This is a genomic window from Bradyrhizobium sp., from assembly GCF_036735945.1.
Taxonomy (GTDB): Bacteria; Pseudomonadota; Alphaproteobacteria; order Rhizobiales; family Xanthobacteraceae; genus Bradyrhizobium.
In genome coordinates, this window is sequence record NZ_DAINNI010000052.1 from 1 (window position 1) to 18,844 (window position 18,844).

General features: G+C 62.8%; 14 protein-coding genes and 1 other RNA gene. 6 read left to right on the forward strand and 9 right to left on the reverse strand.

The window, feature by feature from the left end; all coding sequences use genetic code 11:
* The 4 genes from thyA to V7E26_RS17520 all read right to left on the reverse strand — a co-directional run.
* Positions 1-431 (reverse strand): thymidylate synthase (gene thyA, locus V7E26_RS17505; protein WP_324418252.1); only part of this gene is annotated, 431 nt, incomplete at its 3' end.
* 174 nt (positions 432-605) lie between these two features.
* A complete protein-coding gene (locus tag V7E26_RS17510; RefSeq protein WP_324418254.1) occupies positions 606-1,589 on the reverse strand; it encodes a tripartite tricarboxylate transporter substrate binding protein BugD in 984 nt (327 codons plus the stop codon).
* 132 nt (positions 1,590-1,721) lie between these two features.
* A complete protein-coding gene (locus V7E26_RS17515; protein WP_324418256.1) occupies positions 1,722-3,287 on the reverse strand; it encodes a tripartite tricarboxylate transporter permease in 1,566 nt (521 codons plus the stop codon).
* A gap of 7 nt (positions 3,288-3,294) precedes the next feature.
* Entirely contained in the window at positions 3,295-3,795 is a 501-nt protein-coding gene (locus V7E26_RS17520; protein WP_324418258.1) for a tripartite tricarboxylate transporter TctB family protein, read from the reverse strand.
* Positions 3,796-4,175: 380 nt separating this feature from the next.
* On the opposite strand from V7E26_RS17520, the gene ssrA reads away from it, so the two are divergent.
* The 5 genes from ssrA to V7E26_RS17545 all read left to right on the forward strand — a co-directional run bounded on the left by ssrA (position 4,176) and on the right by V7E26_RS17545 (position 7,386).
* Positions 4,176-4,530, forward strand: a transfer-messenger RNA (tmRNA) gene (gene ssrA, locus V7E26_RS17525).
* A 142-nt stretch (positions 4,531-4,672) separates the two neighbouring features.
* Entirely contained in the window at positions 4,673-5,191 is a 519-nt protein-coding gene (locus V7E26_RS17530; protein WP_324418260.1) for an SspB family protein, read from the forward strand.
* A 69-nt stretch (positions 5,192-5,260) separates the two neighbouring features.
* A complete protein-coding gene (gene fumC / locus V7E26_RS17535; protein WP_324418262.1) occupies positions 5,261-6,676 on the forward strand; it encodes a class II fumarate hydratase in 1,416 nt (471 codons plus the stop codon).
* Positions 6,677-6,937: 261 nt separating this feature from the next.
* Positions 6,938-7,126 carry a DUF4169 family protein gene (locus V7E26_RS17540; RefSeq protein WP_324418264.1) on the forward strand — a complete coding sequence of 63 codons (189 nt, stop codon included), beginning with the start codon at positions 6,938-6,940 and terminating at the stop codon, positions 7,124-7,126.
* Positions 7,123-7,386: a ribbon-helix-helix domain-containing protein gene (locus tag V7E26_RS17545; RefSeq protein ID WP_324418266.1), complete on the forward strand. Its 264-nt coding sequence runs from the start codon at positions 7,123-7,125 to the stop codon at positions 7,384-7,386. The genes V7E26_RS17540 and V7E26_RS17545 overlap by 4 nt, the downstream gene beginning before the upstream one ends.
* Before the next feature lie 55 nt (positions 7,387-7,441).
* Here the strand turns inward: V7E26_RS17545 and V7E26_RS17550 are convergent, their stop codons facing one another.
* A complete protein-coding gene (locus tag V7E26_RS17550) occupies positions 7,442-8,026 on the reverse strand; it encodes a tetratricopeptide repeat protein (protein WP_324418268.1) in 585 nt (194 codons plus the stop codon).
* A gap of 270 nt (positions 8,027-8,296) precedes the next feature.
* Here V7E26_RS17550 and V7E26_RS17555 point away from each other — a divergent pair, with 270 nt between their 5' ends.
* Positions 8,297-9,892 (forward strand): ABC-F family ATP-binding cassette domain-containing protein, encoded by a 1,596-nt coding sequence (locus V7E26_RS17555; RefSeq protein ID WP_324418270.1) that lies wholly within the window; start codon positions 8,297-8,299, stop codon positions 9,890-9,892.
* Positions 9,893-9,950: 58 nt separating this feature from the next.
* Here V7E26_RS17555 and V7E26_RS17560 read toward each other — a convergent pair whose 3' ends face one another.
* From V7E26_RS17560 to V7E26_RS17575, 4 genes are all read right to left on the reverse strand, one after another.
* Positions 9,951-11,537, reverse strand: coding sequence for a tetratricopeptide repeat protein (locus V7E26_RS17560; protein WP_324418272.1), 1,587 nt, complete (start codon positions 11,535-11,537; stop codon positions 9,951-9,953).
* Between the two features lie 431 nt (positions 11,538-11,968).
* A complete protein-coding gene (locus V7E26_RS17565; protein ID WP_324418274.1) occupies positions 11,969-13,546 on the reverse strand; it encodes a hypothetical protein in 1,578 nt (525 codons plus the stop codon).
* 485 nt (positions 13,547-14,031) lie between these two features.
* Positions 14,032-14,622 (reverse strand): hypothetical protein, encoded by a 591-nt coding sequence (locus tag V7E26_RS17570; protein ID WP_324418276.1) that lies wholly within the window; start codon positions 14,620-14,622, stop codon positions 14,032-14,034.
* A gap of 535 nt (positions 14,623-15,157) precedes the next feature.
* A complete protein-coding gene (locus V7E26_RS17575; protein ID WP_324418278.1) occupies positions 15,158-18,805 on the reverse strand; it encodes an AsmA family protein in 3,648 nt (1,215 codons plus the stop codon).
* Positions 18,806-18,844: the final 39 nt, after the last annotated feature.

The window sequence follows — 18,844 nt, forward strand, 5'->3', positions numbered from 1 at the left end:
GGCAGCGCCATCTTGTCGACGTCGGCCGGATTCCAGGCGCTGACGATCAGCCGCCGCGAATCCGGGTTGCGCTTGATCATGCCGATGACGTTGGAAATCTGGTCGATGCTGCGCCCGTCCGGCGCCGGCCAGGAACGCCATTGCGATCCGTAGACCGGGCCGAGATCGCCATTGGCGTCGGCCCATTCATCCCAGATCGAAACGCCATTGTCCTTGAGATATCTGATGTTGGTGTCGCCAGCGAGAAACCAGAGCAACTCGTGCACGATCGCCTTCAGCGGCAGCCGCTTGGTGGTCAGCATCGGAAACCCGGCCGACAGGTTGAACCGCATCTGGTGACCGAAGATCGACAGCGTACCGGTGCTGGTGCGGTCGTGCTTCTCCGCGCCGTCGCTGAGGATACGTTCGAGCAGGTCGTGATACTGGTTCATGGCGGTAGCTTCGGGCCTTCTATCGGAGACGCGAACTTAGCGGCCGGGACCGCCGATCGACAGCGATTCGACGCTCACATGCTGATTATACCCGGAAAAATGATGATCTCCGGCACAAACGGCAAGGGGCGGAAACTGCGTCCCGCCCCTCACCCATCATGCTGATTTAGTGGATTAATTCACCGGCTTGAGCACCGGCGTCCACTTCGCGATTTCGTTCTTCACCAGGGTTCCCAGCGCCGCCGGCGTACGATCTGCGGGCCCTGGGATGACGCTGCCGAGTTCGAGCAGGCGCTTGCGCACGGCCTCGTCGTCGAGCGCCTTCACCACCGCGGCGTTCAGCTTGGCGACGACATCCGGCGGCGTTCCCTTCGGCGCGAAGATCGCGTTCCAGGCCTGGGCCTGGAAGGCCGGCAGGCCGGCCTCGGTGGTGGTCGGGACGTTGGGCAGCGACGGGTTACGCTCCGGCGTCGCCACGGCATAGGCCTTGATGGTGCCGCCGTTGACCTGCGGCACGGCATTGACGATCTGGTCGCACATGTAATCGACCTGACCGGCTACCAGCGCGTTCATCGCAGGCCCCGTGCCGTTGAAGGGCACACCGGTCGGCTTGACGCCGAGCACCGAGTTCAGGAGTTCGCACGACACGTGGGAAACCGAGCCGATGCCGGCATGGGCGGCGTTGACCTTGCTCTCGTTCGCCCTGACGTAGGCGATGAACTCCTTGAGATCCTTCGGCGGCAGATCCTTGCGCGCCAGGATCAGGATCGGCGTGCCGGCAAGCAGCCCGACCGGCTCGAAATCCTTTTCCGGGTGATAGGCGAGCTTGGGATAGAGCGGCACGGAAGCCGCATGCGTGCCCATGTGCCCGGTGATCAGCGTATAGCCGTCATTGGCGGCCTTCGACGCCCGCGTAGTGGCGGTGGTTCCGCCGGCGCCGACCACGTTCTCGATGATAATGGCCTGACCGAGCGTCTGCGCCATATGGCCGGTGACGATGCGTGCGATGACATCGGTCGGACCGCCCGCCGCGAACGGCACGATCATGGTGATATTGCGCGTCGGATAGGTCTGCGCCTTGGCCGGCGCAGCAAGCAGTGCGAGCCCGGCGAGCGCAGCCAGGCAGCCGCTCGCCAGCGAGCGTCCATACGAATACATGTTAAGTTCCTTCAGCCCGTAAAACAAATGCCGGCTCTCCCAAGCCGGCATCTGCCTCTAATATCAGTTCACGCGAAGTCGGCCAGACTTCAACCTGCGGCGCACCGCCGCAGGCCAGTTCCGGGCCGCAGGTCAGTTCTCGGACTCGACGAACACCTCATCGCGTTTCTTGCGCAGCGCCGGCAGGACGGTCAGGATCAGCAATGCCGCCGCGATCGCCATCAGCACCGCGGACAGCGGACGGGTCACGAACACCGACCAGTCGCCGCGCGAGATCAGAAGCGCCCGGCGCAGGTTCTCTTCCATCAGCGGTCCGAGCACCATGCCGAGCAGCAGCGGGGCCGGCTCGAAATCGTGCTTGATCAGCCAGTAGCCGACCAATCCGAACACGCCTGCGAGGACGACATCCGTCGGCGCGTTGTTCACCGAGTAGATACCGATGGAACAGAAGATCACGATCGACGGGAACATCAGGCGATACGGCACGCGCAGCAGCCGCACCCAGATGCCGACCAGCGGCAGGTTGATGATGAGCAGCATCAGGTTGCCGACCCACATCGAGGCGATCATGCCCCAGACCAGCTCAGGCTGCTTCTGCATCACCTGCGGACCCGGCACGATGCCATGAATGGTCATCGCGCCGACCATCAGCGCCATCACCGCGTTCGGCGGAATGCCGAGCGTCAGAAGCGGGATGAACGAGGTCTGCGCCGCGGCATTGTTGGCGCTCTCGGGCGCCGCAACGCCCTGGATCGCACCACGGCCGAACTTCTGCGGCGTCTTCGATATCTTCTTCTCGAACGTATAAGCCGCGAAAGATGCGATCACGGCGCCGCCGCCCGGCAGGATGCCGAGGATCGACCCAAGTACGGTGCCGCGCAGGATTGCCGGGGTTGAATCCCGGATATCCTTGGCCGTCGGCATCAGGCCCGAGACCTTTTGCTGGACCAGTTCCCGATCGCTTTCGCCGCCGGCATCGAGATTGCGGATGATCTCCGCAAAGCCGAACAGGCCCATCGCCAGCGTGGCGAAACCGAGACCGTCGGCCAGTTCGGGAATGTTGAACGCCATGCGCGAGGCGCCGGTTTCGATGTCGGAGCCGACCATGGAAAGCAGCAGGCCAAACACGATCATCGCGATCGCCTTCAGCACCGAGCCCTTCGCGAGCACGACCGCGAAGATCAGGCCGAGCACCATCAGCGAGAAATATTCCGCAGGCCCGAATGCCAGCGCGAGCTTGGTGAGCGGCGCGCCCAGAATCGCAATCAGCACGGTCGCGACGCAGCCGGCAAAGAACGAGCCGATCGCGGCGATCGCCAGCGCCGGACCGGCGCGGCCCTGCTTGGCCATCTGGAAGCCGTCGAGCGCGGTGACCACCGAGCCGGCCTCACCGGGGATGTTGACCAGGATCGACGTGGTCGAGCCGCCATACTGCGCACCGTAATAGATGCCGGCCAGCATGATCAGCGCGCCCACCGGCGGCAGGCCGAAGGTGATCGGAAGCAGCATGGCCACGGTGGCGATGGTACCGATGCCCGGCAGCACGCCGACCAGGGTGCCGACCAATGCGCCGATCAGGCAGAGCAGAATGTTGACGGGGATCGGAATGGAGGCTCCGCCGAGGAACGCGGGGGTCCACTGCACGAATTGGAAAACGACGCCGAAGCCGAGTCCGAGATTTGAAAAAATATCGCCCATCACACCCTCACCGGATCATGAAAGTCGGCAGGAGCTGCAGAGGCAGGCCGAGCGCATAAGGAAACAGCAGCGCGCAAAACGCTGTGAGGCAGACACCGACGATCAAGGTTTCCAGCCATCGTGTCTCCGCCGTTCCGCAGGCAGCGATCATGAAGCTGGTCAGCGCCGCGAAGATCATGCCCATCGAGCGGATCGTGAGGGCAAACGACAGGATCGAGAGGGTCACAAACAACGGGCCCCGCCAGTGATATTTGGCAAGATGCGGGCCTTCGGTCAGAACGCCGACGGCGGCAATGGCTGCGCCGAGCCCCAGCAGCAGGGTTGCGAACATCCGCGGTGCCGTGCCGGCACCAAACGAGAACCCGCGCATGCCTTGCAGGTCGCTCGACGCCCACAGGGCGAACAGGGCGATAGCCATCATGGCTATTCCGCCGAGGAAGTCCTGCGGATTTCGAACCCATTTTGGCATGATGGATTTGACCGGCGCTTGGCCCGGCGTAACGCTCATCGATACTCCTCCCCAAAGGCGGCTTCGCCCGCTTGTTTGGATAACCTGGAAGCTTGTCCCGGAAACTTGCTAGCGACTTTCGCCGGACAACGCCAGCAAAACCAAAAACGTAATCGGGCCGCACGGAAAATGACGCCTTAAGACCATAATCGACATTCGCTCCGGAGCGGCCGACCGCAACCCTGCGATGGCAGCACAGCAAACTTCTCCCCCGCCGCGGGGCCGGGAGCATCGCGATCACGTCCGCACTGCCGAAAATCCATGCAGCGCTGATGGTGTGCCGGCTGCGTTCGGGATGGTCGAGCCCGTGGCGAAACCGCAACTCGGCGACACCAAAGCGAAAGCGGGAAGCCCTGTTCCCCTCCCGTTCAGGCTCCCGGGGCCTGTTTTTCTCCGCGCTTGCACCCTATATTGGGGGTGCCGGTTCGCCGGCTATGGAAATAAATGACCGTCGCAATAAACCATTCGGACCCGGGGGCGGTACCCGGCGCCTCCACCCAAGCCCATCCCCAGGATGGGTTTCGGCGGGGGCGAACTAGGATCGACGAGGGCGTAAAGGGCGCGTTTTTTCTCGGTATGGTTCCGCCGTTATCGGGCTATGCAATAGTTGCAAACGACAACTATGCTCCGGTTGCTCAGGCTGCGTAACGCAGTTTGAAAGACCACTCTGAAGTCCTAGCGGGTTAAGCTCCGCTAGGCGGGGTCCGGAGGCACCTGGCAACAGAAGCCTCCACTTTATTTTTTTTCGCCACCGGCCGACGGGGCCGTTCTGCCGCATTTCGGTCTGTCACGGCTGCTGACCTGCGGCTCTCGCCGGGGTAGCATGGGCACAAGGGGGCGAGTCGGGCGACCGGCGGCCCAGACGTACAGGACGACCATGGCGACCGATCATATCCGTTACGACGTGCTGGCGCGCGACGCGTTGCGCGGGGTGTTGCGCCGCGTGCTGACCGACGCCGCCGAACACGGCCTGCCCGGCGAGCATCATTTCTTCATCACCTTCCTGTCGACCGCCGACGGCGTGAAGCTGTCGCCGCGGCTTCTGGCGCAATATCCCGACGAGATGACGATCATCCTGCAGCACCAGTTCTGGGACCTGGTGGTGACCGAAGATCGTTTCGAGGTCGGCCTGTCCTTCGGCGGCATTCCGGAGCGGCTGGTGGTGCCGTTCGCGGCCATCAAGAGCTTCCTCGATCCGTCGGTCCAGTTCGGTCTGCAGTTCGAGCCGGCGGAAGGCGCGATGGAAGCGCCGCCCGCCAAGCTGCCGGCGGTCCCGGCGCCATCCGCCCTGCCCGCCACCACCGAGCCGGAGCCCGTCGTGGAAAGCACCGACGAGCCGGCGAAGACGGGCGAAGGCGCCGAAGTGGTGCGGCTGGATCGTTTTCGCAAGAAATAATCCAGGCGCGGGAAGAACCGCGACCCTGTAATGTTCGTTTCGCCAGTTACGGCGCAACGGACATGATGCATGGCTCAATCAGCAAAGACAAAGAACAAATCCACCCGCAGCGAGACCGACAGCTTCGGTCCGATCGAGGTTGCCGCCGACCGCTATTGGGGCGCGCAGACCGAACGCTCGCGCCAGAATTTCAAGATCGGCCAGGACCGCATGCCGGTCGCGGTCGTCCATGCGCTTGGCCTCGTCAAGCTCGCCGCCGCCGAGACCAACCGCGAGCTCGGCCTGCTCGATGCGCGCAGGGCCGGCGCGATCATCCGCGCCGCGCGCGAGGTGATCGACGGCAAGCTCGATGATCACTTCCCGCTCGTGGTCTGGCAGACCGGCTCCGGCACCCAGACCAACATGAACCTCAACGAGGTGATCGCCAACCGCGCCAACGAGATGCTCGGCGGCGAACTCGGCGCCAAGGCGCCGGTGCATCCCAACGATCACGTCAACATGAGCCAGTCGTCGAACGACGCATTTCCGACCGCGATGCATATCGCGGCCGCAAGGCACATCACCGCCGACCTGATACCGGCCCTGAGTGAACTGCACCGCGAACTGCGCAAGAAGGAAAAGGCGTTCGCCAGGATCATCAAGATCGGGCGAACCCACAGCCAGGACGCAACGCCGCTGACGCTGGGACAGGAGTTTTCGGGCTACGCCGCGCAGGTCGAGAGCGGCATCGCGCGGCTGCGGAGCGCGGTGAAGGAGCTGCTGCCGCTGGCGCAAGGCGGCACCGCGGTCGGAACCGGGCTCAACGCGAAGCCGCGATTTGCCAGGCTGTTTGCCAGGCACGTTGCCGTGATTACCAGGCTTCCCTTCACCAGCGCGCCCAACAAGTTCGAGGCGCTGGCGTCGAACGATGCCTATGTCATGGCGCATGGCGCGATCAATTCGGTGGCGACCGGGTTGTTCAAGATCGCCAACGACATTCGCCTGCTGGGCTCGGGGCCGCGCTCCGGCCTTGGCGAATTGATCTTGCCGGAAAACGAGCCTGGCTCGTCGATCATGCCGGGCAAGGTCAACCCGACGCAGTGCGAGGCGATGACCATGGTGTGCTGCCAGGTGTTCGGCAACCAGACCACCGTCACCATCGCAGGCAGCCAGGGGCATTTCGAATTGAACGTCTACAAGCCCGTATTGGCATATTGTATGATGCATTCCATTCGATTGCTGTCGGACGCGGCGCGCTCCTTCACCGAACATTGCGTCGTGGGCATCCGCGCCGACGAAAAGCGAATCCGCGAATTGATGGAGCGTTCGCTGATGCTGGTGACCGCGCTGGCTCCCAAGATCGGATACGACAACGCGGCGAAGGTCGCCAAGGAGGCGCACGCGCGGGGCACGACATTGAAGGAAGAAGCGGTACGTCTCGGTTTGGTGAGTGCCGCCGAATTCGAACGACTGGTACAACCGGACAAAATGACACACCCGGGATAACGCCCCCGGGAAACTACGGAGGAGGCGCATAACTTATGGATCGCACGTAAAGAATGAGGTTGATCATCTATCGCGATCGCGTCCACGCATGGTAGGAGCAGGAAATATTCAGTTTTCGCAGAGCGAAATTTATTTTTTGATGCTATCACTACGCGATACACGGGGATTCCGAATGACCATTCAATTTGCTTGTGCACGACGCGACATTTTTTCGACCAATGAATCATCATGCCTTCGAGTCGCCGGATGATGGAGGCGAACATGGGAGACGTGATCAACCTGAAGCGATTCAAGAAGCGCAACGAGCGGGAAGAGTTGGCAAAGCAGGCCGATGCCAACCGCGCGCGGTTCGGCCGGACCAAGGCCGAACGTGCTCTCGACGAGCGCAGCAAGGATCGCGCCAGCGATGTTCTGGACCAACACAAACTCAATGACGGAGACGCGTCATGAAGTCGCCCGTGGTCAAACGCTCGATCGTGGTGGCCGGCCACAAAACCAGCGTCAGCCTCGAGGAGGCGTTCTGGAACGGCATGAAGGAAATCTCGGGCCTGCGTAACATGACGCTGTCCGAACTGGTCGGGGAGATCGACGGCAATCGCCAGCAGGGCAATCTGTCTTCGGCGATCCGCCTGTTCGTGCTCGACTACTTCCGCACCCGCGCCATGCCGACGGCGACAGCCGTTCCGGAAGCGCAGCGAGCGCAGGCCTGAGGCACGATCGGAGCGAGCGCGCCGACGACGCGCCCGCCCTGCTCGATCGCGGCGCTCAATAGACCAGGCCGGTGCCGGGCGGCTTTTCCAGTGCCGCGGCCAGCGAGCGATATTCCTCGCATCCGGTGCCGCAAATCGCCGCGATGCGGGCGAGATGATACGACGCCTGGTCGCGATTGCCCTGCTCGATCTGCCACAGCCCGTAATACTGCCAGGTCAGCACATGGTTCGGGTCCGCCTTCAGCGCGCGCTCGTACCAGGTCTGCGACAGTCTGTAGTCGCCGAGCTTGCGATAGGAGTAGCCGATCAGATTGGCGACGCCCGCGTTGTCATCGTGGCCGAGCGCCTTGAGCTGCTCGATCGCCGTAGCATAGTCGCCGCGCTGATAGATCGTCGCGTGCGCGGCACGGTAACCCTGGCGGAATGCATCATCGTCGGCGCTGGACTGCTTGGGCGCCTTCTTCTTGGCCTTGGAGGTCGACTTCGGCGCCGACCTGGTGTCCGGCGGCGGAGGCGCGGCCGACGGCGGGTCGCCACCGCCACCGCCACCCGCGGCAAAGGCCGGAATGGACGGGGACAAGACGATCAGGGCGGTTGAAAGCAGTGCAAGCGTTGCCAGTCTGATTGCCGTTTTCATCATGCGAACCTCCGGTTTTCCTAGCGTTGAGCGAAGCCACGGTCCAGCCTGAGGTAGAGACCCCGCCGTGACCGGACTATTCCCGCCGGCCGCCTGGGACACGCGGGCGGCACGCTGGACGCGCATGAAACCAGCGGCTATCTATTTGACCGCCATCGCAATTCTGCCGCAAGCGGAACCTGGCAAAGACCAGACAAGCATCCCTGGAGAGAGAAATGGACCTCGCAGAGCCGATCACGCGCCGCGATTTCAGTCCATTTTCGGAAGCTCTCCATGCCGGCCCATCTCGTTCTGGATTCCATCTCCCTCGCCACCCCTGACGGACGCCCGCTGTTCGACGGACTGACGCTCGCCATTGGCGGCGAGCGCACCGGTCTGGTCGGCCGCAACGGCAGCGGCAAATCGACATTGCTGCGCCTGATCGCGGGCGGGATCGAGCCTGCCGGCGGATCGGTGCAACGCATCGGTTCGATCGGCATGCTTGCGCAACTGACCGACGAACGTCTCACCATCGATGAAGCGCTCGGCGTTGCCGGCGGCCTCGCCCGCCTGCGCCGGCTCGAACGCGGCGAAGGATCGCTCGACGACGCAGCGGAAGCGGATTGGACGCTGGCGACGCGGATACAGGCGGCGCTGGTCGAAGCCGGACTGCCCGCATTGCCGCTGCACCGCCAGATCGTCTCGTTGAGCGGCGGCGAACGAACCCGCGTTGCATTGGCACGCCTCTTGATCGAGGCGCCGGATCTGCTGCTGCTGGACGAGCCCACCAACAATCTCGACGCGGACGGCCGGCGGGCGGTGGCGCAACTGCTGGAGCGCTGGCAGGGCGGCGTCCTCGTCGCCAGCCACGACCGCGCGCTATTGGAACGGGTCGACCGCATCGTCGAACTGACGCCGGTCGGCATCACGATCTTTGGCGGCGCGTGGTCCGACTTTGCGGCAGCGCGGGAAGCAGCGCGCGCCCGTGCCGCCGACCATCTCGACCGCGCGACAGATGCGCTGCGTAACACCGAGCGCGCGCTGCAGAAGGGTCGCGAGAAAAAGGCGCGCCGCGACAAGGCCGGCCGCGCCTGGCGCGCCAAGGGCATCGAGGACAAGATGTTCATGGACCGCGAAAAGGAGCGCGCCGAGAACAGCGCCGCCCGCGACAGCCTGCTCGCCGCCCGCCTGCTCGGCGATCGCGTCGAAGCGCTGGAGACGGCCAGGGCGCAGGTCGAGATCCTGACGCCGCTGTCGATCGACCTGCCGCGTACCGGCCTGCCCGGCGGCCGCGAACTGATCGCGCTGAAGGACGTCGGGATGAGCTTCGGAGAGCGCCATTTGTTCGGGCCGCTGTCGTTCGAAGTGCGCGGACCCGAGCGGATCGCGATCCGCGGCGCCAACGGCTCCGGCAAGACCACCCTGTTCCGCCTGCTCACCGGCAAACTGACACCCACAAGCGGCGACATCGGCCGCTTCACCGACCGCATTGCCGTGCTCGATCAGCATATCGGCCTGCTCGATCCCGGCTTAAGCATTCTGGACAACCTGCGCCGCCTCAATCCCGAGCTCACGGCCAATGAAGCTCACGCAGCGCTGGCGCGCTTTGCATTCCGCAATCGTGCAGCACTGCAGATCGCGGGGAGCCTCAGTGGCGGCGAACGGCTGCGCGCCGGCCTGGCTTGCGTCTTCGCGCGGCCGCGGCCGCCTCTCCTGCTGCTGCTGGACGAACCGACCAACCATCTCGATCTGGCTTCGATCGAGGAACTGGAAGGCGCGCTGAAGGGCTTTGACGGCGCGTTGATCGTGGTCAGCCACGACGAGGCGTTCCTGCAGGCGATCGGGATCGAAGGGGAGATCGTGCTCGATGCCTCCGGCGACTTGTTATGAATCCGACCTGTCAATTCGAATGACAGCGATCAGGTCCGGGTTGCATTTCGTATGGAAGTCATTTGCCAGCCACGAAATAGAAGTCCTGCCTGCCGGAAATCGAGCCGTAGCTGAAAGGCTTTTGCCTGCGGCCGGTCGCCTCCATGACGTCGTCGCGCACGAAATCGAACAGCCTCCGGACCTCGACGCCGGGCGTCGGAAGATTCCTGACGAAGGCAGACGTGAACGGACTGTTGGTCCCGTCGCCATCGAGCGCGGTCTCGCCATCCTTGGCGGCATAAACCACCAGCGTTCCCGCCTCCGGCTCGACCGCGGCCAGACCTCGCGATACCGAACGGGATGCAACGGTCAGCGTGCGCTTCATCTGGTTGGCGAACGGGTTGTCGCGGCAGGCATCTAGAATGACGAGCCGTAGTTTCCGGGCGCGCTCCGCTGCATTCAGAACCTGTTCAAGTGCTACGGCTTCAAATCCAATATCGCGATCCGCGGTGATCCTGGCGTCGGTCGGAATGAGATAATTGATTCCGCCGACTTCCATGCCGTGTCCGGCATAATATACGACTGCCCAGTCCGCCGTTTCTGCACGCGCCGCGAAGTCGCGCAGGGCGCTGACCAGGTCGTCCTTTCGGAGATTGGTCAACGAAATGACTGTTTCAAACCCGGTGCGCTTCAGGACGTCGGCGACAAGGCTTGCGTCATTCACAGGGTTTGGCAATGCGGCCACGTTCTTATAGGCGGAGTTGCCAATGACAAGGGCGATGCGCCGATCATTGTTCGAGATCGGCGCGGTGGCCGTAACGATAGCTGTCGTGACGTTGGTCTTCTCGATCGATGGCGCCGCAGGTTGCGATGAAGGCAGGACGGCGAGCCGCTCTCGCGCCTTGTCCTGCGCCCATCTTGAGGCCTTCTGCGTCAATCCGAGCGTGGCCTTGAAGTCGGACCGCGCGCTGGCGAAATCCCCGAGCTTCTCGTAGGCCAGTCCACGGTTGATGTACGCGTTCGCATAATCGGGATCCAGCCGGATCACCTCGGTGTAGTCGGCAATGGCGCGGGCCGTATCGCCCTTGTCGCCGTAGCCGTTTCCCCGGTTGAAGTACGCGTTCGTATACCTGGGATCCAGCCGTATCGTCTCGGTGTAGTCGACGATGGCGCGGTTCGTGTCACCCTTCTTGCTGTAGCCGTTCCCCCGGTTGTAGTACGCGTTCGCATAGGTCGGCTCCAGCCGTATCGTCTCCGTATAGTCGGCAATGGCACGGTCCGTGTCGCCCTTGTTGCTGTAGGCGTTACCCCGGTTGTAGTGTGCGTTCGCATGGGCGGGATCCAGCCGTATCGCCGCCGTGTAGTCGGCGATGGCGCGGTCCGTTTCGCCCCTGTCGCTGTAGGCGTTGCCGCGGTTGTAGTACGCGTCCGCATATCTGGGATCTTGCCGTATCGCCTCGCTGTGGTCGGCGATGGCACGCTTCGTATCGCCCTTGTCGCGATGGGCAATGCCCCGACGGGTGTAGTTTATGGATGGCCGCCCCGCGCTGGAGTTGATGGCATGCGTGCACGCGGCGACTGCGGCTTCGCCGGTTTCGCGCAGGCAACGCTCCGCTTCATTTGCCGCTGCGGGGGCAGCGATGACGAGGATTGCAAAGCAGAACAATAATTTTCGGATCATGCGAAAGGTCCATCATCGTGCCCTGGTCGAAACCGGCATTCAGGCAATGCAGATTTATCGAGACGAATAGTCGGGCTTTATGACCTAAATCACAGTGCCTGGCTCCAAGGACCGCGGACGCGCCAAGTGATCCCTGCTTTGCCGCGAAACCAGGCGGCTGCGACAATGAGTCCCGAGTCCTAGTGCGGACTACTTAGTCGCAGGTGAAGTCAGGTACGACGGGATGCGGAAACGGCGACGGTGAGAGATACGAAATCGGACCAGCGATTATATCTATTTCATACGGTCTTTGAAAATCTAACTTTCTGTCAATCCCACCGATTGTTCTTCAACGTCACGGTCAAGTCGCAGCTGTGCTTGGCCCCACAACCATCGCAATTCATTCATCCGATTCAGGAAGCTCTTGGAGGCGGCTCTTAGAAACCTTCTGAGCACCATCGTTTTATCGAACATTCTGCCCGTCCAAGGGCAACTTCGACCATTTGTTTCATGTTTTCATTGGCTCTCATTCGCGAGCTCGGTTGGTCTTCGAGACGCTTCAAGTGTTCCCATTTTTTCTGCAACTCCTCCACCTCAACTTGCATTTGACGCATGGACCGCTTGAAATCAGCTCCATCTGCGATCATGTTAGGTATAGTTAGCCAAGCGGAGACTTTGTAGGCGTCAGCCGAATGTGTTGCTATCGCGTGACAGAGTTTGGCGTACAGGCAACAAGCTTCCTGTGTAAACTCTGATTCGTCTTGAAACCATGCCAAAGGCAATAGCGCGAGTTCAAACGTCTTGTGAAGGCGACCAAGAATATCCGGTCTGTTTAGAAGCGAATTCGCGAGTCGCGTAACCAAATCGAATGCTCGCTTCTTGTCGGCCTCTGGAAGCTTGGGTTTCGAGGCAAGGCTTAGTTTCGCTAGCTCCGAAGAAGAGCTCAGGGTTGGGATGTCTAGTTCTCCGCGAAATACGACCTGCGCCCAAGCTTCCCAATCCACCTCACTTGAACCTTTGTTCGTTTCATGGGCGCGCAATTGTTTCTCAGCAAGGATTACTCGCTCCGTAAAAGGAAGCCTTTTGGACGCGTTCTGCAACCAGTTACCTAGCGCTCTCGAAAATTCAGCGCTCTCCCCGAGATCTCCAGTGTATTTGAGCACAGAAGCTTCGACGTGAGATAGCGGCGCTGGTAATGCCACGCCTTCTCTGATCATAAGCGCGAATTTTCCCACTTTCTTATTTGTCAAATAATTCAGCTCCCAATATATACTCTCGCTCATTCGCGAAACATCTATCACCGCGAACTCGCATTCGTCTCCAATGCGCTCCACGGCTCTCTTCCAGAACGCATCTGATGAATGGAAAATTTGAGTTCTAGGCAGAACTATTCGTGGGAACCACGTGGACAGAAGTTGTACTTTTTGAGTAGCAACAAGAAGCTGCTCTTCATTATTGATGATGAACCTATTTGACTTCGGAAAAATACATCGGAAAGCGCGGCTGATTACGAAAAGTGCGAATGCAAACAAAAAGAGTGAAGGTAAGTTCGCGACGAAAGAGTTTTCATAATTATGCTTAGGAGAAACTACCGATGCCACGAAAAGGAGGACCAACCCTGCCGGCAGGAAGAAGAAGAGCGCTGCGGCGCGATCTCGAAGCGACGACCTAGGTGAGCGCATAGTTCCGTTGTCCAAGGCCACGGCAGTGAAACTTGCTCCGATCTTACCTGAAATCGATTTCATGGTGAGATCATCCGCAATTGAGTTGAATGGCCTGAGAAATAGCAGCGTGCGCTTTTTCCCCTCTCGCAAAACGAAGCCCAAAGATAAGAACGCGAAGCCGATGATAAAGGGGAAAACGATTTCCAGTAGGGAAAGGTCATCGGTCAGTTCCTTTCGTTGCTGGAAGTACACCGACCCCATAATCACTGTCGCTGCAAAGTTGACGACTAGGGTGAGTGCGCCGACGCAGATCAAAGACGCGCCAAGTATTTGCCTCGCAGATCGAAACATGCAAATCCCCCGCGCGTTTTGACTCCAGACTTGCTTCAAGCTAGTTTGCGAGCAATTATAATCCGGGCCGTTGCTATCCGGATAGTTAACTACGTCACATGCGGCGCATAAAAAAGTTCGGCAGAAGCAGGTATCGGCTTTTGGCTCGGCGAATATATTCGATGCGCTGTGCCTCTGTTTTTCATCGTCTGCCTACTGGCTGCCATGATCTGGCTAGTCACACGATAGGCCTGCCAAGTCGTGAGATTGGAATCACCTTTCCAAGGCGCACACACGTACACCTATAGCAGTTCCTACGGTTGAACGTCGCGATATGGCATCCCTTTTCGGTACAACTAGTCGACCCGCGAACATGGGCTTATCGGTGTCATCGGTGACGTCGAGTGGATTGCTAAGCAAGTCAATCGCGCCATCAAAGTTGCCCGTCTCGGCGAGTGCGGCCCGCTAACGTGTCCATGAAGGCCGAAATCTTCGACTCCGTGAGCTCACACGCTCGCGTCGCGTTCGCCAGGGCCTTTTTTTCCATCGCGAACGTTGGAAGCCGGGCTCATAGCCTGCAGCCACGCGGGCCGGTTCAAGCAATTGGAAAGCGAGGCTCGGCTGTCCTCGCCGCGTTCAGCGAACGGCGTACAGTTGTCGATTGCGCTTTGCGCGCAGATGCGCTCAACGCTATTGGTGGGTACGTGGCGGCCGCCGAGCGTCAGTGCCAACGAAGTGGCATCGCTATCCGATAGGCTCCTCTCACCGGGCGCCCAGATTTCGATCACTTCCGACAGATCGCGCAACGCCTCGTGCAGCCTCGACATCATTATCAGCGCGGCGCCACGAAGACCCAAAAAAGTGGCAAGCGCCGCCGTTTCGCCGTCTCCGCTTTCGTCGGGAGTCGTCTGCGGATTCACGCCATGTACGTCGACAAGCTCGATGGAGTGGTTGACGCGGCGTTTTTCGGGAAGATGTCGAACCAGTGGCGGGAGGAACAGCTTCGCTGCCCGCGCGAGATCGGGCGGCACCAGGAGGCCGACAAATCGTATCTGGACAAAGGTGTCGAACTTCTCGACCTCGCACGGAATGCTCAAAGACTGTTCGCGATGCAGGAATCGCGCGAAAAACGCCGGCCGCTGAATTTCGTACTATCGAACTGCAACTGGGAGGATGGCGAAGTGGTCGCGACCTTTCGCGAGCGGTTTGATATGCTTGCGGAAACCGCGACCACCGCCGCGCGCACTGAGACGGACGCGAGCACGAAATCAGCGAAAAGTGAGATTTGGCTGGGGGAGAAGGATTCGAAATCGATCGGCCCTGCACACATTGGCTTGCGGCAAAATGGGAATCGGACTTTCGGAGTTGGTACAAGGGTTGCGGAGAAAAATGCATTCTCCGGACCCTTTCGAGAGCAACTGAAGGGGCTCCGCCCAAAACATCTGCAAAATCGGCGGAATCTTGAACCCTTGGCGCCTGGGAAGTACGACGAACCAAATTTGGCTGGCGGAGTGAGAGGAACTGGGATCGAACCTTCACCGCCCACCCTGCGGTACTCATTGGGAACCATGAGTACCCCGCGCCATTTGCCGGACGGACGGCCTGCTCCAGGGTGCGTGTAGGACAAGGATCCTAGTTCGATCGCGGCGGCGGTGGGTTGGCGAGTTGCGGCGTCAGCGCCAGCGGCGGACGCGGCTTCGGCCTGGCGGCACCCGGGGCCGGCCGGACATCGATCGGCGGCGGCAACGGTGCAACCTGCGGCGCGCCGGCGACCGGTGCGGCCGGCGCATGGACGGTGGGCGGACGCGGCGGCGTCGCCTTCTTCGCCGGCCGCCGATCGCGGCCGCTCTTGGCGGCCGGCACGCTTGGCGAAGCCTCCGGAAGCGGCGCCTGTCCGTCCGCGGGCAGCACGATCGGCGGCGGTGCCGCCGGCGGCGGCTCGCCGCGTTCGATCGCATCGAGCCTGCGCGTTTCGTGATCGATCGCGCGCACCGCCAGCCAGGACGACAATGGGGCGATATCGACGCTGCGGCTGAGCGCGTCCGGCGTGCCCACCGCAAGCAGTTGAATCTCCGGACGCCCTGCGGTCATCGTCAGGGAAAGTGCGGCGCGGATATCGGTCTGATCGGCGGCAATATCGTAGCCGCCCGAGACGACGGCACGTACGCCATTGCCGTCCAGCGGCGTGGCCCCGACGCGAAGCCGGCCGTCGCGGATGGTAAACGGAATTTGCGCCGATGGCACCGCCAGCGCGCCGGCCGGCAGGGTGGCTTCGACGATCTGCCTCAGCCGGACGTCGTCCTTGGCCTGCCCGCTGTCGTTGGCGCGGACCGCCGCTTCGAAGGCGCGCGGATCGAGGCCCGCGATCCTGGCCCCTTCCAGCGTCAGCGTTCCGCTGCCCGACAGTGCGCCGGCGAGCGACTGGGCGCTACGACCCTGGCTGGTCAGCGTCATCTGCAGCGATGCGCGCCCGGCGGGCATCGCAAGGTTGCGATAGCGTAGCGCCGCGCCGTCCACGCCTGAAAACTGGACGCTCGCGTTCAACCCGATGCCGTTCGCGCCGGGCCGCGCATCGATCGTCGCGCTGACTTCGCCGCCGCCGATCCTGCCGGTGATGGCATCGAAGGTCAGCGATTGGCCGTCGCTCTTGACCACGCCGCTCACCGGCTGCAATTCGCTGCCGCCGGGAAGCAGGCCGCGCAACGCCTGGAACGCGACCTTGCCGCGCCAGCCCCTGGCGAGCCCGGCGCCGAGCGGCTCGCCAGGGTCCTTCCCGGCCGCACCGAGCGCGGTGGCAAAGGCCGGCGCCAGCGCAAGCTGCTCGACGCCGACTTCTCCCTCGATCTCCTTTTCCTCACTGAGCGTCACCGCGATGCGGCCGCGCAGGCGCGAGCCGCCGATACTGCTGTCGAGGTCGTCGAAGGTCAGCTTGTTTCCGGCGAGCTGCGCGCGCGCGGACAGGCCGATGTTCTGCAGCAGTGAGTCCTGCGGCTTGAGATCGAGCAGCGGTCCGAAATTGGCGCTGCGCACTTTCAGGCCGAGGCTTGCCTGCGGCTCCGCCGCCCATGGTTCGGCGGAGCCTTCCGCTTCGGCGTCAAGACCTGTCGCCGAGATCCTGGCCTTGAGCCGCAACGGCGCGCCCCACGCGCCCGTCGCGGTGCCCTCGAACTGCCCGGGACCATCGCCGGCCGAAACCACGCGGTCGACACCGAGCAACGCCAGCAGCGCGCGGCCCTGCTGGGACGACGCTTTCGAATCGACCCACACTTCGCTGCGGCCGAGCGCCGCGAGATCGAGGCTCTGGATGGCGGCGGCCGCCGGCCTGCCGGTGATCGTGGTGGCGCCCTTGAGCAGCGGCGAGTCGAGATCGGCCACCGCGCGCGCCTGGATCCGGTCGGACTGACCGGCAGGCTTGGTGAGATCGAGCGCCAGCTTCAGCCGCGCCGGGCCCGCGCTCGCTCCCATCGCGTTGAGACGCGCGGCCAGCGCCGGCGAAATCGGAACGACCAGGCTGGTCAACTGGCTGAGCGAGGCGGCACTCGAATTGAGCGCCAGCCATCCAGTGGCGTTGGTGCGGTCGAAATTGCCGGCGGCGTCCAGCGTCACGCTTTCGAGCTGGCCGATCTTCAACTGCTCGATCGAGACCTTCGACGGCGAATAGGCGACCTTCGCAAGCAACGGACTGAGCTCCTGGCCGGCGGAGCTGGCGCGGCCGACCTCAAGCGACAGCTTGCCCTCGTCCGGCCACTCGCCTTGCGGCCCGGCCAGTGACCGCGCAAAGGCGGCCGCGGCATCGAGATCGAGCCGTTCCGCCTTCAATTCCGCTTCGACCCGGAGACCGCGGTCGGCTTGCCGTTGCGCGACCACGACCTGCCCCTCCACCGTGCCGCCATCGATATCGGCCTTCATGGCGTCGATGGCAAAGCCGTCCGCCGCCACGGTGACATCGCCGCGCAGGCGAAGCGGCTTCTGGCTGCGATAGGCGGTGTCGCCGCGGCCCTGCAGCCAGGTCAGCAGCGCTTCGGGATCGGAGGACTCGACGCTGAGCGCCGCCTTGAACCGGTCAGGCGCGCCGCGCTTCCCGTCGGCTTCGCTGACCGAGACCCGGGTCGCGCCCGGCGCGCGAAATTCCAGCCGGTGGACGCGCCAGGATCTGGCATCGCCTTGCAACTCGGCCGCGATGTCCTGCAACGGGCGCCCGCCAAGCATGACCTGCTCGGAAGCAAGTTCGACCTGCGCTGATATCGGCAGAAGCGGAATGGCGGAGTTCAGCGCCTGGAACGCCGGCAGCACGCGTACCGGCTCGGCCGCGCCGTCCTTCTCCTTTGTCGATTCCCTGGCAACGAACCTGTCGGCATCGAGCTGACGCGCCGATAGCGCCGCTCGCAACAGCGGCGCCGCGCCGAACCGGATGTCGCCGCTGCCGGCGAGTTTCAGCGCGCGATCCTCGGCGCCAAAGCTCACTTCGAGCTGGTCGAGCCGCGCCGCCGAATAATCCGCCTTGACCTTGGCGGCGACGCGCCACGGCACCTCGTCGCCTTTGCCCTTCTGGGGTGCGGGCGTGGCCAGCGTCGCGGTGCCCTCGAAACGCGGCGCGCGGGCATCGAAATTCAGGAGGCCGTCGAGATCGATCGCAAGCGCGCGCTGTCCCGGATCGATGTTGAGATGGACGCGGGTGCCGTTGCCGTCGGGACCCTGGCCCGAGGAGACCCGGAACGGATAGCGCGTGCCCGAAAACATGAAATTGCCGTCGCCGCGGATCGCGCCGGCCAGCGAACGGACGTCGCCGCTGAAGGCGATGTCATTGAGCTCGAGCGTCGTGCGGCTCGCCGCGTCATGCAGCGCAATGCGGCCGGTGAGATTGAGCCGGTCGATCGCCAGCGAACCCAGATTGAACGTGCCGGCCGAGGCCGGCCAGTCGATCCGGCCCCTGGCATCGAGGCCGAGATCGAGCGACATGCGGTTGATGGTGAGCTGCGTGGCGCGCACCTCGCCGCGCATCAGGGAACCGAGGCTGAACTCGACGTCGAGCTTGTCGGCGCGCACCTTGCCGAGGTCGTTGACCCCGCCCACCACGACCGAATGCAGTTGCAGCGACGGTGCCGGCAACAGGCGCGCGTCGAGCTTGCCGCCGACGCGGACCGGCGCGCCGAGGACACGCGTCGCCTCGGCCTCGAACTGCGGCCGAAACTGGTTCCAGTCGATGAAGTATGGCCCGACCAGCGCGGCAATCAGCGCAATGATAAAGGCGATTGCCAGGCCGAGCAGCGTCGTCTGCACCGTGTCTCCCCTTGAACCGCCCCGGCGCCGGCCGCGCCA